General features: G+C 72.4%; 20 protein-coding genes and 1 pseudogene. 11 read left to right on the forward strand and 10 right to left on the reverse strand.

All coding sequences use genetic code 11. From position 1 onward, the window contains the following. Positions 1 to 142: 142 nt before the first annotated feature. Positions 143 to 2539: a D-alanyl-D-alanine carboxypeptidase gene (locus ACFXHB_RS12325; protein ID WP_380573940.1), complete on the reverse strand. Its 2397-nt coding sequence runs from the start codon at positions 2537 to 2539 to the stop codon at positions 143 to 145. A 298-nt stretch (positions 2540 to 2837) separates the two neighbouring features. On the opposite strand from ACFXHB_RS12325, the gene ACFXHB_RS12330 reads away from it, so the two are divergent. From ACFXHB_RS12330 to ACFXHB_RS12340, 3 genes are all read left to right on the forward strand, one after another. Beyond that, positions 2838 to 3593, forward strand: coding sequence for a GPP34 family phosphoprotein (locus ACFXHB_RS12330; protein ID WP_380573941.1), 756 nt, complete (start codon positions 2838 to 2840; stop codon positions 3591 to 3593). Between the two features lie 663 nt (positions 3594 to 4256). After that, positions 4257 to 5120, forward strand: a complete 864-nt coding sequence (locus tag ACFXHB_RS12335; RefSeq protein ID WP_380573942.1) for a helix-turn-helix transcriptional regulator — start codon at positions 4257 to 4259, stop codon at positions 5118 to 5120. Next, positions 5117 to 5326 carry a DUF397 domain-containing protein gene (locus tag ACFXHB_RS12340; protein ID WP_380573943.1) on the forward strand — a complete coding sequence of 70 codons (210 nt, stop codon included), beginning with the start codon at positions 5117 to 5119 and terminating at the stop codon, positions 5324 to 5326. Before ACFXHB_RS12335 ends, ACFXHB_RS12340 begins: the two co-directional genes overlap by 4 nt. 159 nt (positions 5327 to 5485) lie before the next feature. Here the strand turns inward: ACFXHB_RS12340 and ACFXHB_RS12345 are convergent, their stop codons facing one another. Beyond that, positions 5486 to 6601 carry an ADP-ribosylglycohydrolase family protein gene (locus ACFXHB_RS12345; RefSeq protein WP_380573944.1) on the reverse strand — a complete coding sequence of 372 codons (1116 nt, stop codon included), beginning with the start codon at positions 6599 to 6601 and terminating at the stop codon, positions 5486 to 5488. Positions 6602 to 6790: 189 nt separating this feature from the next. Here ACFXHB_RS12345 and ACFXHB_RS12350 point away from each other — a divergent pair, with 189 nt between their 5' ends. Further along, positions 6791 to 7903, forward strand: coding sequence for a tyrosine-protein phosphatase (locus ACFXHB_RS12350; RefSeq protein WP_380573945.1), 1113 nt, complete (start codon positions 6791 to 6793; stop codon positions 7901 to 7903). Between the two features lie 48 nt (positions 7904 to 7951). On the opposite strand, the gene ACFXHB_RS12355 is transcribed toward ACFXHB_RS12350, so the two are convergent. Then, positions 7952 to 8368 (reverse strand): hypothetical protein, encoded by a 417-nt coding sequence (locus ACFXHB_RS12355; protein WP_380573946.1) that lies wholly within the window; start codon positions 8366 to 8368, stop codon positions 7952 to 7954. Between the two features lie 135 nt (positions 8369 to 8503). Next, a complete protein-coding gene (locus ACFXHB_RS12360; protein WP_380573947.1) occupies positions 8504 to 11110 on the reverse strand; it encodes a bifunctional FO biosynthesis protein CofGH in 2607 nt (868 codons plus the stop codon). Between the two features lie 178 nt (positions 11111 to 11288). On the opposite strand from ACFXHB_RS12360, the gene ACFXHB_RS12365 reads away from it, so the two are divergent. From ACFXHB_RS12365 to ACFXHB_RS12380, 4 genes are all read left to right on the forward strand, one after another. After that, the gene (locus tag ACFXHB_RS12365; protein WP_380573948.1) at positions 11289 to 12647 is read left to right on the forward strand and encodes an outer membrane lipoprotein carrier protein LolA; all 1359 of its coding nucleotides are present in this window, start codon (positions 11289 to 11291) and stop codon (positions 12645 to 12647) included. A gap of 118 nt (positions 12648 to 12765) precedes the next feature. Then, positions 12766 to 12921 (forward strand): hypothetical protein, encoded by a 156-nt coding sequence (locus tag ACFXHB_RS12370; RefSeq protein WP_380573949.1) that lies wholly within the window; start codon positions 12766 to 12768, stop codon positions 12919 to 12921. After that, complete coding sequence (locus tag ACFXHB_RS12375) at positions 12891 to 13850, forward strand: ABC transporter ATP-binding protein (protein WP_380574000.1); 960 nt, start codon at positions 12891 to 12893, stop codon at positions 13848 to 13850. Before ACFXHB_RS12370 ends, ACFXHB_RS12375 begins: the two co-directional genes overlap by 31 nt. Continuing rightward, positions 13837 to 14847 (forward strand): ABC transporter permease, encoded by a 1011-nt coding sequence (locus tag ACFXHB_RS12380; RefSeq protein ID WP_380573950.1) that lies wholly within the window; start codon positions 13837 to 13839, stop codon positions 14845 to 14847. Before ACFXHB_RS12375 ends, ACFXHB_RS12380 begins: the two co-directional genes overlap by 14 nt. Before the next feature lie 165 nt (positions 14848 to 15012). On the opposite strand, the gene rarD is transcribed toward ACFXHB_RS12380, so the two are convergent. Together rarD and ACFXHB_RS12390 are read right to left on the reverse strand one after the other, a co-directional pair. Then, positions 15013 to 16017 (reverse strand): EamA family transporter RarD, encoded by a 1005-nt coding sequence (rarD, locus tag ACFXHB_RS12385; protein ID WP_380573951.1) that lies wholly within the window; start codon positions 16015 to 16017, stop codon positions 15013 to 15015. A gap of 167 nt (positions 16018 to 16184) precedes the next feature. Then, positions 16185 to 17045, reverse strand: coding sequence for an SDR family oxidoreductase (locus tag ACFXHB_RS12390; protein WP_380573953.1), 861 nt, complete (start codon positions 17043 to 17045; stop codon positions 16185 to 16187). 207 nt (positions 17046 to 17252) lie between these two features. Between ACFXHB_RS12390 and ACFXHB_RS12395 the strand changes: the two genes are divergently transcribed. Beyond that, on the forward strand, positions 17253 to 17588 hold the full coding sequence (locus ACFXHB_RS12395) for a winged helix-turn-helix transcriptional regulator (protein ID WP_380574001.1): 336 nt from the start codon (positions 17253 to 17255) through the stop codon (positions 17586 to 17588). A gap of 239 nt (positions 17589 to 17827) precedes the next feature. Here ACFXHB_RS12395 and ACFXHB_RS12400 read toward each other — a convergent pair whose 3' ends face one another. Beyond that, entirely contained in the window at positions 17828 to 18601 is a 774-nt protein-coding gene (locus ACFXHB_RS12400) for a TetR/AcrR family transcriptional regulator C-terminal domain-containing protein (RefSeq protein ID WP_380573954.1), read from the reverse strand. Positions 18602 to 18644: 43 nt separating this feature from the next. On the opposite strand from ACFXHB_RS12400, the gene ACFXHB_RS12405 reads away from it, so the two are divergent. Next, positions 18645 to 18893 carry a DUF6011 domain-containing protein gene (locus ACFXHB_RS12405; RefSeq protein ID WP_380573955.1) on the forward strand — a complete coding sequence of 83 codons (249 nt, stop codon included), beginning with the start codon at positions 18645 to 18647 and terminating at the stop codon, positions 18891 to 18893. Between the two features lie 278 nt (positions 18894 to 19171). Beyond that, positions 19172 to 19552 (forward strand): VOC family protein, encoded by a 381-nt coding sequence (locus ACFXHB_RS12410; RefSeq protein ID WP_380573956.1) that lies wholly within the window; start codon positions 19172 to 19174, stop codon positions 19550 to 19552. Positions 19553 to 19632: 80 nt separating this feature from the next. Here the strand turns inward: ACFXHB_RS12410 and ACFXHB_RS12415 are convergent, their stop codons facing one another. The 3 genes and pseudogenes from ACFXHB_RS12415 to ACFXHB_RS12425 form a co-directional block, all read right to left on the reverse strand. Further along, entirely contained in the window at positions 19633 to 20685 is a 1053-nt protein-coding gene (locus tag ACFXHB_RS12415; protein ID WP_380573957.1) for a 2-oxoacid:ferredoxin oxidoreductase subunit beta, read from the reverse strand. A gap of 158 nt (positions 20686 to 20843) precedes the next feature. Next, positions 20844 to 22793 (reverse strand): annotated as a pseudogene (locus ACFXHB_RS12420) (2-oxoacid:acceptor oxidoreductase subunit alpha); the annotation flags it as partial. A 279-nt stretch (positions 22794 to 23072) separates the two neighbouring features. Next, the gene (locus tag ACFXHB_RS12425; RefSeq protein ID WP_380573958.1) at positions 23073 to 23735 is read right to left on the reverse strand and encodes a LuxR C-terminal-related transcriptional regulator; all 663 of its coding nucleotides are present in this window, start codon (positions 23733 to 23735) and stop codon (positions 23073 to 23075) included. Positions 23736 to 23812: the final 77 nt, after the last annotated feature.

The raw sequence follows: 23812 nt of genomic DNA on the forward strand, positions 1-23812 counted from the left end.
TGGGGCCGGGGGGGGCGGGCCGGGGGGGGGCGGGGGGGGGGGCCCCCGCCCCGCGGGCCCCGCCCCCGCCCCCGGGGCCGGGGGGGGTCCCGGGGCCCCCGGGCCCCCCCGCCGAGGGGTGTCCTGCGGTCCGTGCGGAGAGTCAGAGCGTCCGGGTCAGCCGGGACAGGATGGACGGTGGGGCCAGATCGGCCTGCAGGACCACCGGGACCTCGACCTTGTCGTCACCCGCGCCCACGCTCAGCACGCCGACCTGGGCTCCCGCCTTGGCCGTGTGGCCGATCTTCGCCGGGTCGAGGGTGAGCGTGCCGCTGACGCCGGGGAACCCGGCGACGGTGAGGTCCTTGGCGGCGACGACCGGGACCGTGCCGCCGAGCCCGTCGTCGACCCGGCCGACGACGTCACCCTGCTTCGCGAGGGTCTGGCCGGTCAGTCCGTTCTGGGCGGCCTGGATCTGCTTGGCGCTGACGTTCTGGACGATCTTGAGGATGCTGGGCTCGGCGCTGGTCGCCGGCTGGCCCAGGGTGACGCCGAGGATGAGCCGCTTCACCCCGCCGATCTCCTTGTAGGCGGCCCACATCAGGCAGCCGCCGGCCGGGGTGCTGGAACCGGTCTTGACGCCGATGATGCCGTTCTTCGGGGAGATCAGGGTGTTGGTGTTGGAGATCTTCTGGTTGTTGAAGGTGGTGTCCGGGGTCGAGACGATCTGCCGGAAGATCGCGTCCTGCATCACCTGCTCGGCCAGCTTCAGCTGGTCCTTGGCGGTGCTCTTGGTGTCCGGGCTGAAGCCGGCCGGGTCGGTGTACGTGGTGTTGCCCATGCCGAACTTGGCGGCGGTGTCGTTCATCTTCTTGACGAACGCGTCCTCCGAGCCGGCGTCCCAGCGGGCCAGCAGCCGGGCCACGTTGTTGGCCGACGGCAGCATCAGCAGCTCCAGCGCCTCGTACTGGGTGAGCTGCTGGCCCTCGGTGAGGGTGACCCGGGACTCGTCGACGTTGCCGGACTCCTGGGCCGCCTGCTTGTCGACGGTGATCTTCGGGCCGCTCTCCCCCTTCTTGAGCGGGTGCGACTGGAGGATCAAGTAGGCGTTCATGACCTTGGTGACACTGGCGATCGACGCCGGCGTCTCCGGGCCGGAGTTGCCGAGGCTGCCGACACCGACCACCTCGGCGGCCGACTGTCCCTTGGCCGGCCAGGCCAGGTCGAGCGGGTCGCCGCCGAAGCCGAAGCTGCCCGGGGCGGTCAGCTTCACCCTGGCGTCCGGCAGCGGGCGGAGCAGCTGGGCGAGCACCACCGCACCGAGGACGACGGCCAGGAAGACGGTCCAGATGGTGATCCGCTTGAGCGCGCGGCGTAGCGGTGAGACGGGTCGCGCGTTGAGCGCCGCCAGCACCTCCATCGCCTCGGCCGTCGTTTCCGGACGGGGCGACGGCTCCGGGGCCGGCAGCGGCTCGGGGGCGGGCAGCGGCTCGGGCCTCGGCAGCGGCGGCGCGGGCGGCAGCGGCCGGGGGTCGGGGGTGGGGAGCGGCTCGGGGGCGGGCCTCGGGGCCGGCGCGGGGGTCGGCTTCGGCGCCGGCGTCGGCGCGGGCTCCGGTTCGGGTACCGGCTCCGGTTCGGGGACGGGCCGGGGCGCCGGGTGCGGCTCGGGGACCGGCTCGGGCACGGTGCCCGCGCCGGGGCCGGTGGCCCGCGGGGACCGGGGCTTCTCCAACTTCTCGGTCTGCCCGACCTGGCCGGCCCGGCCCGTCGGCCGCGGAGGCTTCGGCTGCTCGGCGGCCGCCGGCTGCTCAGGAGTCTTCGACTCTGCGGCGGCCTTCGGTTCCTCGGCGGGCTCGGCGGGGTCGGTGGATTCGGCGGGCGCGGCGGGCTCGGCAGGTCCGGCGGGCGCGGCCGCGGGCTTGCCCGAGCCGGCGGCTCCCGTCCGCATCGCGAGACGCGGGTCGGGACCGGTCGGGCGCCCGGGCTTGCCGGCGGGCGCGTCGGCCGACGGCTTCACCGCCGGATCCACCTGGCCGGCGTCGGTTCCCACCGGAGAACGGAGCTCGTCGGGGAGCCGCAGCGCGGTGGTCGCGTTGTCAACGGGGAGGCGGAGCGCGGTGGTCGCGTTGTCCACGGGAAGGCGGAGCACGGTGGTCTTGCTGTCCACATCCCGGACACGGAGCTGGACCGTGGAGCCCGGCCCGGCCTGGCCCGCGGCCCCGCCCGTGGCCCCGCCCGTGGACCTGGTCGGCTCAACGGCGGCGACGGCAGCGACGTCCGAAGCGGCGCCCGACGCGGTGGCCGGAGCGTCCGAACCAGCGCCCGACGCGGCATCGGCACCGGCCTCCGGGTCGGGCCCCGGACCCCCGGGCGCGTCCGCGCCGACCGCCTCGGTGTCCGTCGCGGCATCGGTGCCCGTCGCGGCGTCGGCGTCCTCCGGCACGGCCGGTTCCGCGGTCGTCGCCGGCACCGAGGCGCCGGCGACGACACCGCCCCGTTCCTCGTCCCGCTCACGGCTCCGCTCGCCGTCCCGCAGCACCCTGTCGGGGGACTCGCCCACGTAACCCAGCCTCCTCAACGACCGGCGGGGCACCGGCAGACCCGATTTCGGGAAGCCGACGCCCCGCCCCGTGTACTTGTACAGTCTCCGCCACCGGCGACCGTTCCGGCCGCCCACACCCCGCCCGACCGGCGCTTATTGCCGCCGCACGGCCGCACCGCGGTCCGTTCACCGGTCAGACGCCGGGCCTGCCTCCGTCGGTTCCCCGTCGCCCTCGCAAGGTCACGATTCGGAGGCGTACTCGACAAGCCCGTGTGAGAGGCGTCACGCTGTCATTCATCCACGCGGGGAGGCTTGGATGGGCAAGAGCCGCAGAACTGTTCCCGAGGAACTCTTGCTGCTCGCCTTGGACCCGACCACGGGTACCACGGCGCAGCCGCAGACCCTCGACCTCGGACTCGCCGGGGCCCAGCTCGTCGAGCTGTCCCTGGCCGGACGGATCGTCCCGGAAGGCGATCGGATCGCCGTGGTACTGCCACGGCCGACAGGCGACCCGACCCTGGACCACGCACTGGAACTGCTGCGCCGACGCGGCAGTCCGGTTCGCGCGGCGCACTGGATCGGTGGGCCCCGGCTGGGGCTCAGGCAGACGTATCTGGCGCACCTCGAACGGTGCGGCATGGTCACGGCCGTGCCTGGCCAGATGTGCGGCGTGCTGCCGACGACGCGCTATCAGGCGTCCGACGACTGCACCAACGCCGCGATCAAGCAGCGGCTGGACACGGCGATCCGCACCGGCGTACCGCCGGACCCGCGGACGGCCGCGCTGGCCGCGCTGGCTCATTCGGTGGGTCTGGGCAAGCACCTGTACCCGGGCAACGAAGGACGGTCCTCGCGGTCACGGCTGCGGGACCTGATCCGTTACGACCCACTGGGCGGGATGGTCGCGCACGCCGTGATGGACGTGCAGAACGGCTTGCCCTCGCAGCAGAACCGTTCACCCCAGGGCGGCGGCGGCACACCGATCGGCGCGGACCGGCCCGGTCCGCGTGCGGCGGGCCGCAGCACTGGCAGCGGCGGCCGGGTCGTGGCGCCTCGCGTCGGCGTGCGCTGACACGTCGCCGCCAGCGGCGGGCGCACGGCAGCGCCCCGACCCACCCGCACCTTCCGTACAGCGCCCACCGCACGACCGCACCGACGAACCACGGCACCACCCGAACCACGGCACCACCCGAACCACCCGAACCACCGCACTGTCCGCCGCTCGACCGCGTCGGGCACCCGGGTGCGACCGGAGCACCGCCCGGGCCGATCCGGGGCAGCGTGCGGGACGGCGCACGCCACACCATCCGCGCCGCCGTCCGACGGTGAGCAACCAGCAGGAAGAAGGGGCGGTCGCCCGCGACGGAAGTCGCCGGCGACCGCCCCTCCGCCGTCCCGGTGGGCGGGCCCGGGGCATCTCCGCGAGGCCCTGTCCCGTCGGCCCGAGCATGTGCCACCAGCACGTGTACGGGCGCACACCGCGTCCCGTACGACCACCGCACCGCCACCGCAGCACCACCGATCGAGCCGCACCGCCGCCCTACCACTCGGGGACGCCCGCTGTCTCGCCAAAGCGCTTTTCCGATGATGTGTTCTACTGCGCTCCTGCGATTCCCCGGCGGCGACCTGATCCAAGGTGACATGCTGCTCAAAGTCAGGGGGGTTGGTCCCAATTTCCACTGTGTTCCGAGGACTGCCGTTCCAACGATCACCAGAGGTCCGGCCGGAGGTCGACGTGTCCGCGAACATCAACCCCACCGTGCGCCGCAGGCGCCTGGGCTCCGAACTCCGCAAGCTGCGCGAGGGCCTGGCGATGACGGCGGAGGAGGTGGCCGGCCGCCTGATGGTCTCCCAGTCGAAGATCAGCAGACTGGAGAACGGGCGCCGCAGCATCAGCCAGCGCGACGTGCGCGACCTCTGCGACGTCTACAACGTGACCGACGATTCCATGCGGGCCAGCCTGATGGAGATGGCCCGGGAGTCCCGGCAGCGCGGCTGGTGGCACGACTTCAACGACATGCCGACCCCGTACAGCGTCTACATCGGACTGGAGGCCGAGGCCTCCTCGATCCGCGCCTACGAGTCCTCGTTCGTCCCCGGGCTGCTGCAGACCGACCTGTACGCCCAGGCGGTGGTCGAGGGCACCCAGCCGGACACCGACGCGCTCTCCGTCCAGCGGCGGGTGCAGGTCCGGATGAAGCGCCAGGACCGCGTCAACGGCGAGAACCAGCTGGGCAGTCTCTGGACCGTCATAGACGAGGCGGTGCTGCGCCGCGAGGTGGGCAACCGGGCGGTGATGGCCGACCAGCTGAAGCACATGCTGGAGCTGAGCCAACGCCCGAACATCACGATCCAGGTGATCCCGTTCTCGCACGGCGCCCACCCCGGCATGACCGGGACATTCTCCCTGTTGGAGTTCCCCGAGTCAGCCGATTCCACGGTTGTCTACTTCGAAGGGGTGACGAGCGATCTCTACCTGGAGAAGGAAGCCGACGTGCGCCGCTATACCAGTCTCTACGACCACTTGCGGGCGGCGGCGCTCGGGGTGGTCGAGAGCCGGTCACTGATAGCCACGATTGAAGAGGGATACCACGCATGAGCACCACCTTCGAGAACGGGACGACCTGGCGGAAGAGCACCCACAGCGGCGGCAACGGCGCCTGTGTGGAGATCGCCACGCCGGTGGCGGACGCCGTCGCGGTACGGGACTCCAAGGATCCGCAGGGCCCGCAGCTGCATTTCTCGGCCGAGGCCTGGAAGGCGTTCGCCATCGATGCCGGAGCAGGGGTGTTCGGCGGCTTCTGAGCCGTCGCACCGTTCTCGGCGCAGTTGCCCGTAGCGGTGTCCGCCGCCCTCCCCCGGGGCCGCGGGCACCGCTGCGGGCACCTACGTGTCCGGGGACGGAGACGGCCCGGACGGAGACGGCCCGCGCGCGGAGGACCCGCCGCCGGACGGCGCGGACCGTCAGCCCAGCACCGGGTAGCGGGTCGCCCAGGCGGCGCCCTCCGGGGTGTCCCGGCCGTGCAGCTCCGGCCCGTGCATCAGCTCCAGCACGAAGTCGTCGGCCAGTTCGAGCAGCGCGCCGCGCCCCTCCAGGCCGGCCACCAGACCGGGCGGCAGGGCGGTGTCCCCGTGCAGCACCCCGAGCAGGTTGCCGCAGATCGCCCCGGTGGAGTCGCTGTCCCCCGAGTGGTTCACCGCGAGCAGCAGGCCCGAGCGCACGTCATGGGCGACCAGTGCGCAGTACACCCCGATCGCCAGCGCCTCCTCCGCGACCCAGCCCTCCCCCAGCGCCTCGACCCGCTCGGCCGACGGCTCCCCGGCCCGCACCGCGTCCAGTGCCGCCCGCAGTGCCGCCGTGGTCTCCTCGTGCGCCGGCCGCTCGGAGAGCAGCGCCAGCGCCAGGTGGACGCCTTCCTCCAGGGTGCCGCCGCGGGCCACCGTCTGGACGATCACCGCCAGCGCACCGGCGGAGAGGTAGCCGGTGGGGTGGCCGTGCGTCAGCACCGAGCACTCCACCGCCAGCTGGAAGACCAGGCCGGGCTCCCAGGTGGTGAGCAGCCCGAACGGAGCGGCCCGCATCACCGTGCCGCAGCCCTTGGAGTGCGGGTTCTTGGGTACCTCCAGCGTGCCGAGGCGGTCCGCGTCCGGGCCGGAGAGGCCGGACAGGCAGGCCTGGCCGGGGGCGCGCTGCGCGTACAGCCACTCCTCGCGGCCGAGCCAGCCGAGGTCGGCGCGTCGCTCGTCCGGACCCCAGTCCCGCTGTGTGGCGGCCCAGCGCAGGTAGGCGAGGTGGAGGTCGGTGGGCGGGTGCCAGCTGCCGGTGTCCCGCCGGATGTGGGCGCGGATCAGCCCGTCCACCGTGAAGAGGACCATCTGGGTGTCGTCGGTGACCGCCCCGAGCCGCCCGTAGGCGGGGATGTAGCCGGTCACCCCGTGCGGACCGTGCACCGCGCGGATCTTCTCCAGCGACTCGAACTCGATGCCCGCACCGAGCGCGTCGCCGATCGCGCCGCCGAGCAGACAGCCCCGCACCCGGCTGCGGAAGTCCTGCTGCTGGGCTCGTGACCACAGTGGCATCACGCCGGGGTGCCTTTCGTCCGGGGATCGGGCCGCGCGACGCACGGCCGGTCGCGCGCCCTCGCACTGTATTCGAATGGCTGAACAAGTCGAGCGATTCCCTCGAACACCAGCACTTCAACAAAATGTTGCTGTTCCGCCATGCGCAGGCCACGGCCGACCACCCCGGACTGCCTACCGTCCCGGGCCATGACCATCTCCCGCACCCGCCTGGCCACCGCACTCGCGCTCACCGGCGCCCTGGCCCTCGGCACCCCGGCGCTCGCCGTCGCCGCACCGGCCGGCTCCCCCGCCCCGGCCGCCGCCCGGCACTCGGCACACGCCATCCCCTTCACCGCCGCCACCGTCACCCAGCAGGCCGACGGCGGCTTCACGCTGACCTGGACCGCCCCCGGCGCCCTCGGCGTCACCGTCTACGCCGGCACGGACCCGGACGACATCCGCCACCGCAAGGCGGTCGCCAAGGGTGCCGGCACCGCCACCGTGACGGTGTCCGGCCTCGCCGCCGCCGACCGCTGGTACTTCGAGCTGGTCCCGGACCGCGGCGCGCCGCTGGTCGTCGCCGACCGCTCGCTGCACCTCGCCTCCGCGCCCAACTTCCGCGACGCGGGCGGCTACCGCACCGCCGACGGCCAGTGGGTCCGGATGGGCGTCGTGTACCGCTCCAGCGACCTCTCCAAGCTCACCGAGCCGGACCTCGCCAAGCTGCGCCGGCTCGGCATCCGGACCGTCTTCGACCTGCGCACGCCCGCCGAGCAGAAGACCGCCCCGGACCGCCTCCCGGCCGGCGCCACCGCCGTGAACGCCAACGTGCTCGGCGTGGCCGACACCGGCGCCTTCAACGTCACCACCCCGCAGGCCGCCGTCCAGGCGATGATCGACGCCGAGCGCACCATGGTCTCCGCCGACAGCGCCCGGACCGCGTACCACTCGGTGCTCAACTCCCTGGTCGAGCGCGACGACGAGAACGTCCTCTTCCACTGCACCGCCGGCAAGGACCGCACCGGCTGGGCCTCCGCCGCGCTGCTCACCGCCCTCGGCGTGCCGCGCGCGACCGTCGAGGCCGACTACCTGGCCAGCAACACCTACCGGGCCGCCGAGAACGCCGCCACCCTGGCCCAGCTGCCGCCGGCCTACCAGGCCGTCTACAAGCCGCTGCTGGAGGTCCGGGCGGAGTACCTCGCCGCCGGCTTCGACGAGGCGCAGAAGAAGTACGGCACCTTCGACGGCTACCTGAAGTCCGGTCTGGGCCTGGACGCGCGGGACCTGCGCGACCTGCGCGGCCAGTTGCTCGTCGGCTGAGCCGGCCGGTCCTCCGAGCGGTCGTGGGGCGCACCGCCCCGCGGCCGCTCAGAGCGCGCAGCCGTTCCCGTTGTCGTGGTCGCCGACCAGCAGGTCGACAGTGGCGTAGGCCTCCAGCGCGCCGAGCAGTCCCAGCACCACGGCGACCACGGCCGCGGCCACCAGCAGGACGGGACGCCGCCGGGCCCAGGCCGCGATCAGGCCGGCGACCGCCGAGGCCGACAGGCTCAGCAGGGGCGCCGCGACGGCCGCGACCCGGACCCGGGCGGGCAGCGGATCGTTCGGACGGCACAACCCCCAGACCAGCTGCCGGTGGGTCTCCTGCGCGTAGACCTCCAGCCCCCAGCCGGCCACGGCCACCACCAGCGACAGGCCGAGCACGGCCCAGCGCACTCCTTCGCGGGCGCCCGGGCCGGCCACCCACCACTGGCCCCGAAGCCCCGTGCCGCCGTCCGTCGCCTCCACCGTGACCCCGTTCGTCGTCCGTCGTCCGTCGTCCGTCGTGGCGGTCGGCTCCTCGGACCGTCACGACGTGGACGCCTCCACCGGGCCGCCGGGTTCCCGGGGCCCGGCGGCCGGCGAACCCGGCGACCGCGGCGCTCAGTCCAGGACCGGCAGCAGCTTCGGCAGGTGACCGTCCGAGGCCAGGGCGGCCGCCTGTCGCTCGGCGGGCACCTCGCCGTAGGTGGTGGTGCGCTGACGGTGGGGACGCCCGGCCGCCTCGGCGATCGCCCGGAGGTCCCGGACCGACTTGTAACTGCCGTACGCCGAACCGGCCATGCGCGAGATGGTCTCCTCCATCAGCGTGCCGCCCAGATCGTTGGCGCCCGAGCGGAGCATCTCGGCCGCGCCCTCGGCCCCCAGCTTCACCCAGCTGGTCTGGATGTTGGGAATGTGCGGGTGCAGCAGCAGGCGTGCCATCGCGACCACCGCCCGGTTGTCCCGCGCGGTCGGCCCGGGCCGGGCGATGCCGGCCAGGTAGACCGGGGCATTGGTGTGGATGAACGGCAGCGTCACGAACTCGGTGAACCCGCCGGTGCGCTGCTGGATCTCCGCCAGCAGCCGCAGGTGCCCGAGCCAGTGCCCCGGCGTGTCCACGTGCCCGTACATCATCGTGGACGAGGAACGGATGCCCAGCTCGTGCGCGGTGGTGACGACCTCCACCCAGGTCGCGGCGGGCAGCTTGCCCTTGGTGAGCACCCAGCGGACGTCGTCGTCCAGGATCTCGGCGGCCGTGCCCGGGATGGTGTCCAGCCCGGCCGCCTTGGCCTCCTGCAGCCAGTCGCGGACGGAGAGTCCGGTCCGGGTCGCGCCGTTGACCACCTCCATCGGCGAGAAGGCGTGCACATGGATGCCGGGCACCCGCTCCTTGACCGCGCGCGCGATGTCGAAGTAGGCGGTGCCGGGCAGGTCGGGGTGGATCCCGCCCTGCATGCAGACCTCGGTGGCACCGACCTCCCAGGCCTGCGCGGCCCGGTCGGCCACCTGCTCCAGGGAGAGCGTGTAGGCGTCCGCGTCGGTGCGGCGCTGGGCGAAGGCGCAGAACCGGCAGCCGGTGTAGCAGACGTTGGTGAAGTTGATGTTCCGGGTGACGCAGTAGGTGACGTCCTCGCCGACCGCCGCGCGGCGCACGTCGTCGGCGATCCGGCAGAGCGCGTCCAGCGCCGGGCCGTCCGCGTGGAACAGCGCCAGCGCCTGGTCGTCCGTCAACCGCGTCGGGTCGTCGGCCGCGACCGCCAGTGCCCCGCGCAGATCGCCGGCCAGCCGCTCGGGAGCGCCCTTGGCGAGCATCTGCTCGCGCAGCACCTGCCAGTCCCCGTACACGTCCTCGAAGTCGGCCCGACGATCGCCGGTGCGGCCCTCGGTGTCGATGGCGGTGTGCAGGTCCGTCCGCCCGTAGGAGGCGGGCAGGTCCTCCGGCTCCTGCCAGGGGTGCCCCTGGACCACCGCGTCCGGGCGGGCCAGACCGGTCTGCGGGTCGGACAGCGCCCGGACGTGCGGCAGCACCCGCGGATCCAGCCAGGGCTCGCCGTGCCGAACGTACTCGGGGTAGATCGCGAGCCGCTCCCGCAGTTCGAACCCGGCCGCCGCCGACCGCTCCGCGAGCCGGTCGATCTGCGGCCAGGGGCGCTCGGGGTTCACGTGGTCGGGCGTCAGCGGCGAGACGCCGCCCCAGTCGTCGATCCCCGCGCCGATGAGCCGCTCGTACTCGCCGTCCACCAGGTTCGGCGGCGCCTGCAGGCAGGCGGCCGGGCCCATGATGTGCCGGGCCACCGCGACGGTGGCGACCAGCTCGTCCAGCTCGGCGTCGGGCATGCCGCGCATCGCCGTGTCCGGCTTGGCGCGGAAGTTCTGCAGGATCAGCTCCTGGATGCCGTGGTACGCCCGGGAGACCCGGCGCAGCGCGAACAGCGACTCCGCACGCTCCTCGTACGTCTCGCCGATGCCGATCAGCAGCCCGCTGGTGAACGGCACCGAGCTGCGCCCGGCGTCCTCCAGCACCCGGAGCCGGACGGCCGGTTCCTTGTCGGGCGAGCCGTAGTGCGGGCCGCCCGGCTCACTCCAGAGCCTGGTCGCGGTGGTCTCCAGCATCATGCCCATGGAGGCCGAGACCGGCTTGAGCCGTTGGAAGTCCGTCCAGCTCAGCACCCCGGGGTTGAGGTGCGGCAGCAGACCGGTCTCCTCCAGGATCCGGATGGACATCGCCCTGACGTAGGCGATGGTGTCGTCGTAGCCGTGGGCGTCCAACCACTCACGGGCCTCGGGCCAGCGGTCCTCCGGCTTGTCCCCGAGCGTGATCAGGGCTTCCTTGCAGCCCAGTTCGGCACCGCGCCGGGCCACCTCCAACACCTCGTCCGGCGACATGAACATCCCGTGGCTCCGCCCGGGAAGCGCGCCCGCGGTGCCCTGCGCGGCCCGCCGCAGCTTGCCGGGCACGGTGGCGAAGGTGCAGTAGTGGCACTTGTCGCGGCAGAGCCGGGTGAGCGGGATGAAGACGCTCTTGGAGTACGTGATGACACCCGGCTGGCCGGCCGTGGCGAGGCCGGCGTCGCGCACCCGGGCGGCACTCGCACAAAGGTCCACCAGGTCCGCGCCTCTGGCCTGGAGCAGCACCGCAGCCTCTGTCGCGTCCAGCGCGACACCGTCCCGGGCACGGCGCAGGGCGCGCCGCATCGCGTTCGCAGTCGGGGTGAAGGTTGCGTCCATGGCGCGACACTACGCCAGTTCCGGTACGTCCGGAGGAGGTGACCCTGAGGCCGTATCAGGGTCACCTGCGCCAGGAGGCCGAGCCGGATCTGGCCCTACAGAGCGATGCCCCGGACGTCCTTGGGGCTTGTAATGGAGTGGACAGCAGTCGCTCACGGTTACGGAGGGGTTGGACGCTATGACGGACGACACGACGACTGAACGACAGCAGGGCGGTGGCGTGCCCTACCGCTCGGGGCGGCGGACCGCGGTGCGGGTGGCGGTACCGGTGACGGTGGCGGCGGTGATCGCCGCCGGGGTCGGCCTGGTGCCGGCGCTCGCCGACGACTCCGCGCCCGACCTGCCGACGCTGACGGCGGAGCAGGTCGTCGCGAAGGCGCTCGGCTCGCAGGCCCAGACGCTGTCCGGGACGGTGTCGGTCTCCGCCGACCTCGGGGTCCCGAGCCAGCTGCTCGCGGCGGCCGGCGGCGGGATCGGCGGCGGGGCGCGGTCCGCTCCGGGGGCGGGGTCGGGCGCTCCGGGGGAGGGCTCCTCGGGTTCGGGCTCCTCGGGTTCGGGCTCGGGCGCCTCGGCCGGGGGCTCCGGCTCCGGTGGGTCGTCGGCGGCGACGCCGGAGGCCAAGCTGGCCGCGCTGCTCGACGGCGAGCACACCCTGCGGGTCTCGGTGGACGGCCCGGACCGCCAGCGGGTCGGCCTGATCGAGAACCTGGCCGGGTACGAGCTGGTCCACAACGGCGACCAGTTCTGGGCCTGGGACAGCGCCACCAACGAGGCGCTCCACCTGACCGGCCCTCAGGGCGCGCGGCCCGGGGGCCACCCCGGCAAGGCCCCGCTGACCGGTGTGCCGACCACCCCGCAGGAGGCCGCGCGGCAGTTCCTCGCGGCGGGCGCGGGCACCACCGCCGTCACCGTCGACGGCACGGCCACCGTGGCCGGGCAGAAGGCGTACCGGCTCAGCGTGAAGCCCACCCAGTCCGGTTCGACCATCGGCGAGGTGCGGATCGCGGTCGCCGCCGACAACGGCGTACCGCTCGCGGTCGTGGTCAAGGGCTCCGACGGGGGCACCGTGCTGGACGTCCACTTCACCGAGGTGTCGTTCGCGAAGCCGGCCGCCAAGACCTTCGAGTTCGTGGCACCCAAGGGTGCCAAGGTGACGGAGGGCAAGGCCGACGGAACGGCGCCGGCCCTGTCGGAGGAGGCCGCGAAGGACGCGGCGGGCGCTGCGGGCCGGAAGGGCGCGCCGGGGGCCGTCGACGGTCTCAACGTGATCGGCGAGGGCTGGACCGCGGTACTGACCGCCAAGCTGCCCACCGGCGACATCACGGTGCCGACCAAGGGCAAGCAGGGCCGGCACGGCGAGGGCGGCCCCGCCGGGCCGCAGGACCCGGCGGCGCTGGCGAAGACCCTCGGCAAGCCGGTCGCGGGCGGCTCGCTGATCAGCACCAAGGTGCTGAACGTGCTGGTCACCGACGACGGCCGGGTCTTCGCGGGCGCGGTGACGCTGCCGGTGCTGCAGAGTGCGGCCGGGGTGAAGTAAGTGACCCAGGCTCCCGTAACGGGGGACGTTAGGGAGCCGGCCGGGGGCCGGGGCGCCGCGGCGCGCCCGGCCCCCGTGGCCGTTCCCGTCGTTCCCGATGTCTCTGCCGCTCCGGTCGGTGCTGCTGGTGCTGTTGGTTCTGCTGGTGCCGTTGGTTCTGCTGGTGCCGTTGGTTCTGCTGGTGCCGTTGGTTCTGCTGGTGCCGCCGTGGCTGCCGCTGCTGCCGCTGTCGCGGTCTCCGGCCTGTCCGGTGCCGTCACGACCGATGAGGTGATCAGGACCCAGGGGTTGACCAAACGCTTCCGCGGCGGCCAGCTCGCCGTCGACGGACTCGACCTGGCGGTTCCCCGCGGTTCGGTCTTCGGCTTCCTCGGGCCCAACGGCTCCGGCAAGACCACCACCATCCGCATGCTGATGGGCCTGATCGCGCCCACCTCCGGCGTGGCCACCGTGCTCGGCGCGTCGATGCCGCAATCCGTCGCCACCGTGCTGCCGCGGGTCGGCGCGTTGATCGAGGGCCCGGCGCTGTACGGGTTCCTGTCCGGCCGGGACAACCTGGCCCGGTTCGACGCGGCCGATCCGACCGCCGATCCGCGCACCCGCCGGAAGCGGGTCGTCGAAGCGCTGGACCGGGTGGGACTGTCCGCCGCCGCCGGCAAGAAGGCCCGGGCCTACTCGCTGGGTATGAAGCAGCGCCTCGGTCTGGCCTCGGCGCTCCTCCAGCCGCGCGAGCTGCTGGTCCTGGACGAGCCGACCAACGGCCTGGACCCGCAGGGCATGCGGGAGATCCGGGCGTTGATCCGGGAGGTCGCGGCCGAGGGCACGACGGTATTCCTCTCCTCGCACCTGCTGGACGAGATCGAGCAGGTCTGCACGCACGCGGCGGTGATGTCGCGCGGCCGGCTGGTGGTGCAGGGCACCGTCGCCGAGCTGGCCGCCCGGGCCCAGGGCCGGCTGGTGGTCCGCACCCCCGACGTGGCACTGGCCGCCGAGGTGCTGACGGCCCACCGGGTCTCCGCCGTACTACCGGGTGAGGACCGGGTGGACGGCGAGCTGGGCACGCTGGCCGAGGACCACCTGCCGGAACTCTGCGCGGCACTGGTCGCGGCCGGGGTACGGGTGCGCGGCTTCGGAGTGGAGCGGGGCACGTTGGAGGACGCCTTCGTGGCGCTGACGGGGGAGGGCTTCGATGTCGCGGGCTGAGGCTCCGGACGTGACGGGTACGACGACCGGCGCGGGCGGGACCGGTGGGACGGGTGGCGCGGGCGGGACGGGTGGCGCGGGCAGGGCCGGTGGGGCTGGCGTGCCCGTCGAACCCTTCGCCCCGCGGGCCGCGGACGTGCCGACGGCACGCGTGACCGGGCGTCGGCCGCAGACGGTGGCCGGGTTCCTGGCCCTGTTCCGCAGCGAGTTGCTGCTGACCTTCCGCCGGGTGCGAACGATCGTGCTCCTGGGGATTCTGGCGGTGCTGCCGATCCTGATCGGCGTGGTGATCAAGATCGAGACGGACGGGCCGAGCGGTGGCGGGGGCCCGGCCTTCATCGCTCAGGTGACGCAGAACGGTCTCTTCCTGGTCTTCACCGCCCTGGCCGTGGCCCTGCCGATCTTCCTGCCGATGACGGTCGGTGTGGTCGCCGGCGACTCGGTGGCCGGCGAAGCGGCCGGCGGCACCCTGCGCTACCTGCTGGTCGCCCCGGCCGGGCGGACCAGGTTGCTGGCCGCCAAGTTCACGGCCGGTCTGGTGTTCTGCCTGGCGGCGACGGCGACGGTCGCACTGGCCGCGCTCGCGACCGGCGCCGCGCTCTTCCCGCTCGGGGAGGTCACGCTGATCTCCGGGGAGACGATCGGGCTGGGCGAGGCGCTGCTGCGGGCGGCACTGGTGGCGCTGGTCGTGGCCGCCTCGCTGGCCGGGCTCGTCGCGATCGGGCTCTTCATCTCGACGCTCACCGGCAGCGGCATCGCGGCGATGGCCGCCACCGTCGGGCTGGTGATCACCGTCCAGATCCTCGACAGCTTCCCGCAGCTGCACGCGATCCAGCCGTTCCTCTTCACCCACCACTGGCTGAGCTTCGGCGACCTGCTGCGTGAACCGATGTACTGGGACGGCGTTCTGAACAACCTCGGGCTGCAGGCCGCGTACGTCGCCGTCTTCGGCTCGGCCGCCTGGTCCCGCTTCACCAGCCGGGACATCACCGCGTAGCGGGGCCGGGGCCGCCGGGGCCGCCGGACGGTCCCGGGCCGCCGGGCGCGGGCCGGGCGCGGGCCGGGCTGGGCTGGGGCCGGCCTGGGGCCGGCCTGGGGCGGGGTTGCCCTGGTCGGCCGGCATCCGGCGGCGGTTGGTCGGCGTCGGTAGGTAGGGCTCCGGTCAGCGGGTGGCTGCCGGGGCCGGGGCGTCGGCCACCGGGATGCCGTCGGCCGGCGCGGCGGCCACCGGCCGGGTCAGGGCGGCCGCCCGCTGCGCCCGGTCGATCCGCACCCGCCGCAGCGCGTCCCAGGTCAGCACGGCCAGCGCGGCCCAGACCAGCGAGAAGCCGGCCCAGCGGGCGGGCGGCATGGACTCGTGGAACACCGCGACACCGATCAGGAACTGGAACACCGGCGCCAGGTACTGCAGCAACCCGAGCACGGTGAGCGGCACCCGGACCGCCGCCGCACCGAAGCAGAGCAGCGGGACGGCGGTGATCACCCCACTGAGCAGCAGCAGCCCCGAATGCCCCCAGCCGTACGAACCGGCCACGGTGTGCCCGAAGGTGCCGCGACCGGAGACCTCCAGGTAGATCAGGTAACCGAGCGCGAACGGGAACATGAAGGCGCTCTCGGCGGCCAGGCTCTCCAGCCCGCTCAGCCCGACCTTCTTCTTCAGCAGCCCGTAGGTGGCGAACGAGAACGCCAGGGTCAGCGCGATCCAGGGCAGCCGCCCGTAGCCGATGGTCAGCACCGCCACCGCGAGGGCGCCGATGCCGACGGCCGCCCACTGCGCCCCCCGCAGCCGCTCCTTGAGCACCAGCACGCCGAAGGCGATGGTGACCAGCGGGTTGATGAAGTACCCGAGGCTGGTCTCGACGACGTGACCGGCGTTGACCCCCCAGATGTAGACGCCCCAGTTGATCGAGATCACCGCGGCGGCTCCGCCCAGCATGGCGAGCCGACGGGGCTGGCGCAGCAGCGGGCGTATCCAGCCCCAGTGCCGTTGCGCGACCAGCAGCAGCACCACCGCGACCAGCGACCAGACCATCCGGTTGGCCAGGATGTCGTCCGCGGCCCCCGGCTCCAGCAAGGGCCAGAACAACGGGAAGAGCCCCCACATCCCGTAGGCGGCCAGGCCGTACCAAAGGCCCCGGCCGGCCTCCTGCTGGGTGTTCTCTGCCATGGACGGCCTGCCCTCCGCGCGCGCGTATGTCGAGCCGACGGTAGCGGGCGCGGGGGCAGCCTGTCATCTCCGTATTTGCTTTTTGCTCATGACATGGGACGGCCGGGCCGCTCCGGAGGACACGCGGGCGCGGACCCTCCGGCACTCGGCGCCTCCCCCGGCGAGCGTCAGGCGCCGAACGCCGTCCGCACGCTCTCCGCCAGCGGGACGGTCGGGCGACCGATCAGCCGGGCCAGGTCGCCCGAAGTACCGGCCAGCTCGCCGCGCGCGATGCCCGCGTCCACGTCCACCAGGATCTCGGCGAAGCCTTCCGGAAGGCCGGCACCGACCAGGACCGCACGGTGCTCGGCCGGGGTCACCTCGCGGTGCTCGACGGGCTGGCCCGAGGCCTGCGCCAACTCGGCGGCCAGCTCCGGAAGGCTCCACGCGACGTCGCCACTGAGCTCGTACACCGTGTTCTCGTGACCGCTCCCCCGGCCCTCGCCGACCAGCACCGCGACCGCCGCGTCGGCGTAGTCCCGGCGCGGGGCACTGGCCACCCGGCCCTGCCCAGCGCTGCCGACCACCGCGCCACGCGCCGCCGTGCCGGCCGCGTCACCCAGGTAGTTCTCGGTGTACCAGCCGTTGCGCAGGAAGGAGAAGGGCAGACCGGACTCCCGGATCGCCGCCTCGGTGACCTTGTGCTCGTCGGCCAGCCGGAAGGTGGCCGCACCGGGCGCACTGGTGTACGCGAGCAGCGCGACACCGGCAGCGCGCGCCGCCTCGATCACCGCGGTGTGCTGCGGGATCCGGCGGCCGACCTCGCTGCCCGAGATCAGCAGCACCCGGTCGCCTGCCGCGAAGGCACCCGCCAGGGTCTCCGGCCGGTCGTAGTCGACCACGCGGACGGTCACACCGCGCGCGGCGAGGTCCGCGGCCTTCTCGGCGGAACGGACCGCGACCGCCACCTCCTGGGCGGGAACCTTGGCCAGCAGGCCCTCGACGACCAGCCGGCCGAGCTGTCCGGTGGCTCCGGTGACGACATACATGGTGCTGCTCCCTCGATCGGGTCGGGCCGCTGCCCGTTGGGCTTTCGCTTCGACACTCACCCTAGGGGTGGCACTAACCTATCGAAAGTACGCACTTCAAAGTAGGGTACTGACATGCAGGTAATGATCCAGGACGAAGCCACCCGAGCCGCGCCCCCTTCGACCACGCCTCTCGGCGAGCTGCCCCCGCCGGACGTCTACGACCGGATGTGTCCATCGCGCGGAGTGCTGGAGCACGTCACCAGCCGTTGGGGCGTCCTGGTGCTGGCGGCGCTGAACGAGCGCGGCTACCGCTTCAGCGAGCTGCGGCGCCGGGTCTCGGGGGTGAGCGAGAAGATGCTGGCGCAGACCCTCCAGACCCTGGAGCGCGACGGCTTCGTCCTTCGCGAGGCCCACCCGGTGATCCCGCCGCGCGTGGACTACAGCCTCACCCCGCTCGGCCGGGAGGCCGCCGAGCTGGTGACGGCCCTCGCCCACTGGTCGGAGAGCCGCGTCCCCGCCGTGCAGACCGCCCGCGCCGCGTACGACACCCGCCCGCGCTGAGCCCTGATGGCGCCCGCCCGGGGCACTTTTTATGTCGGTCGGTCTACATATGCAGATCGGTCTACAGAGAGCAGGCGACCAAGGGTGCCTTCGGTGACGTTCCCGGGGTGAATATGTCGACCGGTCTACAGAGTTCACCGTGCCGGGACGCCGGATCCTGGTACCGCGCACTCGAATATGCAGATCGGTCTACTTAAAGAGCCCAAAACGGACCGACCGGTCTACAGATTCGTGCGTCGTCAGCGCCGCAGCTCCTCGATCAGCAGCGCGAGCCCGTCCAGCACCCGCGCCAGACCGAAGGCGTACGCGTGATCCGCGCTGTACGCGCCGCCGTGGACCTCGCCGGCGGCCGCACCGACACGGGCCGCGACCGGGAACCGCTCGGGGTCGAACACCCGGGCCAGCAGATCCGCGTTCGCCACCCACCACTGCTCATCGGTCATCGCGCTGTCCTGCTGCGCGGCACGCTCGTCGGCGCCCATCCGGGCACAGGTCTGGACGAAGCCCAGCAGATGGGTGAGCGCGGCGTCCAGTTCCACGTCCGGCAGGCCGGTGCCCTCCAGGGCGCGCAACTCGTACTCGTACTTCCCCATCAGCCCCGGCCCCAGCGGCGGACGACTGGTCGAGACGCTCGCCACCCAGGGGTGAGCACGATAGAGCGCACGGTTGTCGTCCGCGACCGCGGCGGCCCCGGCCCGCCAGCCCTCGTCGACCGGGGTGCTGCGCGGCATGGTCGCGTAGACGGTGTCCAGCATCAGGTCGAGCAGCTCGGCCTTGCCGGGGACGTAGGTGTAGAGCGCCATCGGGGAGAGCCCGAGCTCCTGGGCGACGCGCCGCATCGTCACGGAATCGACGCCGTCGGCGTCCGCGAGCGCGATCGCCGCCGCGGCGATCTCGGCCGTGGACCGTGCCTGCCGAGGCCCGCGCCGCCCCGGCTTCTCCTCCGCCGTCAGCCCCCAGAGCAGGGCGAGGGTACGCGCCGGATCTCCTGCGCTGCTGCGGTCGCTGGGCATGGGGAGATCCTTTCACGACGCCCGCCCGGCTACCGTCGGCCCCATGACCAATACCGCCCCCGGCCCTCGGCCCGACGCCCACCCCGAACCCCGGCCCGAACCCCGGCCCGAACCACTTCCCGGCACCGCTTCGCCCGAGGTCGTACGCCCCCGGGTCACCTGCCGCCGCTGCCACCGACCGCTCCACGACCCCGAGTCGCGGATTCTCCGACTCGGCCCGGAGTGCCGCGATCCCGCCGAACGCGTCCCCCGTCACGAGGTCGACCAGGACCCCCTCCCCGGCATCGGCTGAGCCCTCCCGACGTTCCAGGAGGAGCGCCGATCCACCATCGCGCCCCCACGGCAGCCCAGGCCGGACCGCCCCCGCGACACTTCCTCGCGCAAAGCCGGTTGGCAGGCTTCTGGTCGCAGGCAGCAGGCAGCAGGCAGCAAGTCGCCGACGCCGATCGGCCGCCGGGCTCTCGCGGGTTTCCAGCCACCGGCATGACCGGAAACAGCCCTACCGCAATTCTCCATACGTTGTACAGTGTACTGCGTACGGGATAATCGCCGACGAAAGGGCACCCCCTGATGCAGATCACCGGCTCCGCTGTTTCGCTCACCGTCACAGACGTCGCCGCCTCCGCCGACTTCCTTCAGAAGCACTTCGGCTTCACCGAGCAGATGGCAGCCGACGGTTTCGTCTCACTCGGCCGTGAGGACGCCGGGATGAACGTCGTCTACCTGCGGCGCGGTATCGAGGTACTGCCCGAGGACGTCCGGGACCAGTGCGCGGCCGGGCTGATCCTGGCCTTCGTCGTCACCGACCTGGCCGGCGAGGAGGCCCGGCTCCGGAGCGAGGGCGTCAGGATCACCATGCCGCTGCGCGAGGAGCCGTGGGGCGAGAACCTCTTCCAGGTCACCGACCCGAACGGCGTGGTGATCCAACTGGTCGAGTGGGTGCAGCAGTAACAGGACGACGGTGTCCCCCGGCAGAGCCGGGGGACACCGTCGCTTCCGTCGAGCCGGGGCTGCCGGGGAGGTCGGTCCGGTCAGTCCACCGTCCAGGTGTCACTGCCCGCGAGCAGTGCGCCGAGGTCCCCCGGGCCACGCTGCGCCACCGCCGCCGTCAGCTGCTCGGCCATCAGTTCGTCGTACACCGGGCGGCGGACGCTGCGGAGCACGCCGATCGGGGTGTGGTGCAGGGTGTCCGCGTCGGCGATCCGGGAGAGCGCGAACGCCCCCGCCGGGCCGGCCGCGTGGGCGTCGTGCACGACCACCGAGGCCGCGTTGTCGGCGGTCACCGCGCCGACGTACAACTCGCCGTCCGCGGCCCGGAAGACGCCCCGGGACAGGTCCGCGCCGAACCGGACCGGCCGCCCGTGCTCCAGACGGACCAGGGCCTCCTCCCGGGTTCCCGGGTCCTTCAGGACCTCGAAGGCCCCGTCATTGAAGATGTTGCAGTTCTGGTAGATCTCCACCAGCGCCGTGCCCTCGTGCTCCGCCGCCGCTCGCAGCACGGACTGGAGGTGCTGACGGTCGGAGTCGATGGTCCGGGCGACGAAGGAGGCCTCCGCGCCGATCGCCAGCGACAGCGGGTTGAACGGCGCGTCCAACGAGCCCATCGGCGTGGACTTGGTGATCTTCCCGACCTCACTGGTCGGCGAGTACTGACCCTTGGTCAGACCGTAGATCCGGTTGTTGAACAGCAGGATCTTCAGGTTGACGTTCCGCCGCAGCGCGTGGATCAGGTGATTGCCGCCGATCGAGAGGGCGTCACCGTCCCCCGTCACCACCCAGACGCTCAGGTCCTGCCGCGTGGAGGCCAACCCCGTCGCGATGGCCGGCGCACGCCCGTGGATCGAGTGCACACCATAGGTGTTCATGTAGTACGGGAAGCGCGAGGAACACCCGATGCCCGAGACGAAGACGGTGTTCTCCCGCCTGATCCCCAACTCCGGCATGAACGACTGCACCGCCGCCAGGATCGCGTAGTCCCCGCACCCGGGGCACCACCGCACCTCCTGATCGGTCTTGAACTCTTTGGCGCTCTGCGGCGCCTCGGCCTTCGGCACCAACTTCAAGGAGGGGAACTGCTCACTCATCGGTTGTCCTCCTCGTCCACGGCACCGATCGCCGAGCCGCCCACCGAACCACTCGCCGAGCCACCCACCGAACCACTCACCGACTCGCTGCCCGGAGCACGCGCCGGACCGTCTTCCCGGCCGCCACCCGAACCGCTCGCCGATGCCTCCAGGCTCCCGATCGCCGCCCCCAGCACATCCGCCAACTGGGCCGCCTTGAAGGGCAGTCCGCGCACCTGGTTGTAGGACTCCGCGTCCACCAGGTACTTGGCGCGCAACAACAGCGCCAACTGCCCCAGGTTCATCTCCGGCACGATGACCTTGTCATAGCTCTTCAGCACCGCGCCGAGGTTGGCCGGGAAGGGATTCAGGTTCCGCAGGTGCGCCTGCGCGATGCGCTCACCGTCGGCCCGGACCCGGCGCACGGCCGCGGTGATCGGTCCGTAGGTCGAGCCCCAGCCGAGGACCAGGACGCGGGCCTCGCCACTGGGATCGTCGACCTCGACCTCGGGCACCGCGATCCCGTCGACCTTGGCCTGCCGGGTACGGACCATGAAATCGTGGTTGGCCGGATCGTAGGAGATGTTCCCCGTACCGTCCTGCTTCTCGATCCCCCCGATCCGGTGCTCCAGACCCGGCGTACCCGGCACCGCCCACGGCCGCGCCAACGTCCGCGGATCACGCTGGTACGGCCAGAACGAACCGTCCTCACGATTCGGACCCGTCGCGAAGTCCGCCGCGATCACCGGCAGGTCATCCACCTCCGGGATCCGCCACGGCTCCGACCCGTTCGCGAGATACCCGTCCGACAGCAGGAACACCGGAGTCCGGTACGTCACCGCGATCCGCGCCGCCTCCAACGCCGCGTCGAAACACTCCGCCGGAGTCGCCGGAGCCACGATCGGCACCGGGGCCTCACCATTGCGCCCGAACATCGCCTGCAACAGATCCGCCTGCTCGGTCTTCGTCGGCAACCCCGTCGACGGACCACCACGCTGGATGTCCACCACCAACAACGGCAACTCCAACGACACCGCCAGACCGATCGTCTCGCTCTTCAACGCCACACCCGGACCCGACGTCGTCGTCACACCCAACGCGCCACCGAACGCCGCGCCCAACGCCGCGCCGATCCCCGCGATCTCGTCCTCCGCCTGGAACGTCCGCACACCGAAGTCCTTGTGCCGACTCAACTCGTGCAGAATGTCCGACGCCGGAGTGATCGGATACGACCCCAGGAACAACGGCAACCCCGAACGCTCCGCCGCCGCCACCAGACCGTACGACAACGCCAGATTCCCCGAGATGTTGCGGTAACGACCCGCCGGCAACCGCGCCGGCGCCACCTCGTACGACACCGCGAACGACTCCGTCGTCTCACCGAAGTTCCAACCCGCGCGGAACGCCGCGACATTGGCCTCCGCGATCAACGGCTTCTTCGCGAACTTCCCCCGCAGGAACGCCTCCGTCCCCCGCGTCGGCCGGTGATACATCCAGGACAACAGACCCAACGCGAACATGTTCTTCGCCCGCTCCGCGTCCTTGCGGGCCAACCCACTGTCCTTCAACGCCTCCAGCGTCAGCGTGGTCAGCGGCACCCTGTGCAGGTGATACGCCTCCAACGAGCCGTCGCCCAGAGGATCAGCCGCATACCCCACCTTTGCCAACGCCCGCTTCGTGAACTCATCGGTATTCACGATGATCTCCGCACCCCGCGGTAGATCCGGCACATTCGCCTTCAACGCCGCCGGATTCATCGCCACCAGAACGTTCGGCGCGTCCCCCGGAGTCAGGATGTCGTGATCGGCGAAATGCAACTGGAACGAGGAGACCCCCGGAAGCGTCCCGGCGGGCGCCCGGATCTCGGCCGGGAAGTTGGGCAGAGTGGAGAGGTCGTTACCGAAGGAAGCCGTCTCCGAGGTGAAACGGTCACCGGTGAGCTGCATGCCGTCACCGGAATCCCCGGCGAACCGAATGATCACCCGGTCCAATCTGCGGATCGGCTTGGCGCGCCTGGGCTGCGGACCGGCCGGCACGGCGGGGCCGGAGCGGCCCTCACCGGACCCGGAGCGGCCCTCGCCGCCGTCCGGGCCGTCCACCGCTTCTGACTGATCGACCTGACTGGTCACTGCCGCGGACCTCCTCGTGGGCACCAGCCGCGGGCGTGAGCCGTGTGCCCCGTCCGCCTGGTGCACCTCTCGCATCCTATGCGGGTAAGGGTTGCCTGGGACGGAACTACCCAATGCGGCGGGAAATCACCATCGGATGTCACGGCAACACGGTGCGCGACCGAACTCACACCGAGCGTGTACGGACCAGTTCAGGCGCACATCAGGGTGCGCGCGCCGGTTCCACGTCGACCGCGAGCCCGTCATCGCTCAGCGGTGGACCGGCGACCGGCGGGCCGGCTAGGAGTTCAGGTAGGTGAGCACCGCGAGCACCCGGCGGTGGTCCTCGGAGCTCTGGGCCAGGCCCAGCTTGAGGAAGATGTTGCTGACGTGCTTCTCCACCGCGCCGTCCGAGACCACCAGCTGCTTGGCCACCGCCGCGTTGGTCCGGCCCTCCGCCATCAGCCCGAGCACCTCGCGCTCACGCGGCGTCAGCCCGGCCAGCACGTCGCCCTTGCGACTGCGGCTGAGCAGCTGCTGGACGACCTCGGGGTCCAGCGCGGTACCGCCCCCGGCGACCCGGACCACGGCGTCGACGAACTCGCGGACTTCGGCGACCCGGTCCTTGAGCAGGTACCCCACGCCTCGGGTGGAACCGGCCAACAGTTCGGAGGCGTAGCGCTCCTCCACGTACTGCGACAGCACCAGGACCCCGACTTCGGGGTAGAGGCCGCGCAGCGTGACGCAGGCCCGCACACCCTCGTCGGTGTGGGTCGGCGGCATCCGGACATCGGCCACCACCACGTCGGGCAGGGCGTCGGCGGCGGCCAGCTCGTGGACGGCCTTCAGGAGGGACTCGCCGTCGCCGACACCCGCCACGACCTCCAGACCGCGGTCGGTCAGCAGCCTGGTCAGGCCCTCCCGAAGCAGGACGGAGTCTTCGGCGATGACGACGCGAAGCATGGTGGCCTTCCGGGTTGGCGGCGCTGCGGGCGGTGCTGACGCTGCCAGTCTTCCCTATCCGGCGGACGCCCCGGGCC

This window comes from Kitasatospora sp. NPDC059327 (assembly GCF_042752535.1).
In the GTDB taxonomy this organism is placed as follows: Bacteria; Actinomycetota; Actinomycetes; order Streptomycetales; family Streptomycetaceae; genus Kitasatospora.

What these genes read in the sequence shown, in the direction of transcription:
- ACFXHB_RS12400 (WP_380573954.1), bottom strand. Translation starts at nt 18,601, where the DNA reads ATGCCCAGCGACCGCAGCAGCGCAGGAGATCCGGCGCGTACCCTCGCC.
- ACFXHB_RS12390 (WP_380573953.1), bottom strand. Translation starts at nt 17,045, where the DNA reads ATGTATGTCGTCACCGGAGCCACCGGACAGCTCGGCCGGCTGGTCGTC.
- ACFXHB_RS12360 (WP_380573947.1), bottom strand. Translation starts at nt 11,110, where the DNA reads ATGGACGCAACCTTCACCCCGACTGCGAACGCGATGCGGCGCGCCCTG.
- ACFXHB_RS12425 (WP_380573958.1), bottom strand. Translation starts at nt 23,735, where the DNA reads ATGCTTCGCGTCGTCATCGCCGAAGACTCCGTCCTGCTTCGGGAGGGC.
- ACFXHB_RS12415 (WP_380573957.1), bottom strand. Translation starts at nt 20,685, where the DNA reads ATGAGTGAGCAGTTCCCCTCCTTGAAGTTGGTGCCGAAGGCCGAGGCG.
- ACFXHB_RS12365 (WP_380573948.1), top strand. Translation starts at nt 11,289, where the DNA reads ATGACGGACGACACGACGACTGAACGACAGCAGGGCGGTGGCGTGCCC.
- ACFXHB_RS12340 (WP_380573943.1), top strand. Translation starts at nt 5,117, where the DNA reads ATGAGCACCACCTTCGAGAACGGGACGACCTGGCGGAAGAGCACCCAC.
- ACFXHB_RS12410 (WP_380573956.1), top strand. Translation starts at nt 19,172, where the DNA reads ATGCAGATCACCGGCTCCGCTGTTTCGCTCACCGTCACAGACGTCGCC.
- ACFXHB_RS12350 (WP_380573945.1), top strand. Translation starts at nt 6,791, where the DNA reads ATGACCATCTCCCGCACCCGCCTGGCCACCGCACTCGCGCTCACCGGC.
- ACFXHB_RS12330 (WP_380573941.1), top strand. Translation starts at nt 2,838, where the DNA reads ATGGGCAAGAGCCGCAGAACTGTTCCCGAGGAACTCTTGCTGCTCGCC.
- rarD (WP_380573951.1), bottom strand. Translation starts at nt 16,017, where the DNA reads ATGGCAGAGAACACCCAGCAGGAGGCCGGCCGGGGCCTTTGGTACGGC.
- ACFXHB_RS12405 (WP_380573955.1), top strand. Translation starts at nt 18,645, where the DNA reads ATGACCAATACCGCCCCCGGCCCTCGGCCCGACGCCCACCCCGAACCC.
- ACFXHB_RS12395 (WP_380574001.1), top strand. Translation starts at nt 17,253, where the DNA reads ATGTGTCCATCGCGCGGAGTGCTGGAGCACGTCACCAGCCGTTGGGGC.
- ACFXHB_RS12380 (WP_380573950.1), top strand. Translation starts at nt 13,837, where the DNA reads ATGTCGCGGGCTGAGGCTCCGGACGTGACGGGTACGACGACCGGCGCG.
- ACFXHB_RS12345 (WP_380573944.1), bottom strand. Translation starts at nt 6,601, where the DNA reads ATGCCACTGTGGTCACGAGCCCAGCAGCAGGACTTCCGCAGCCGGGTG.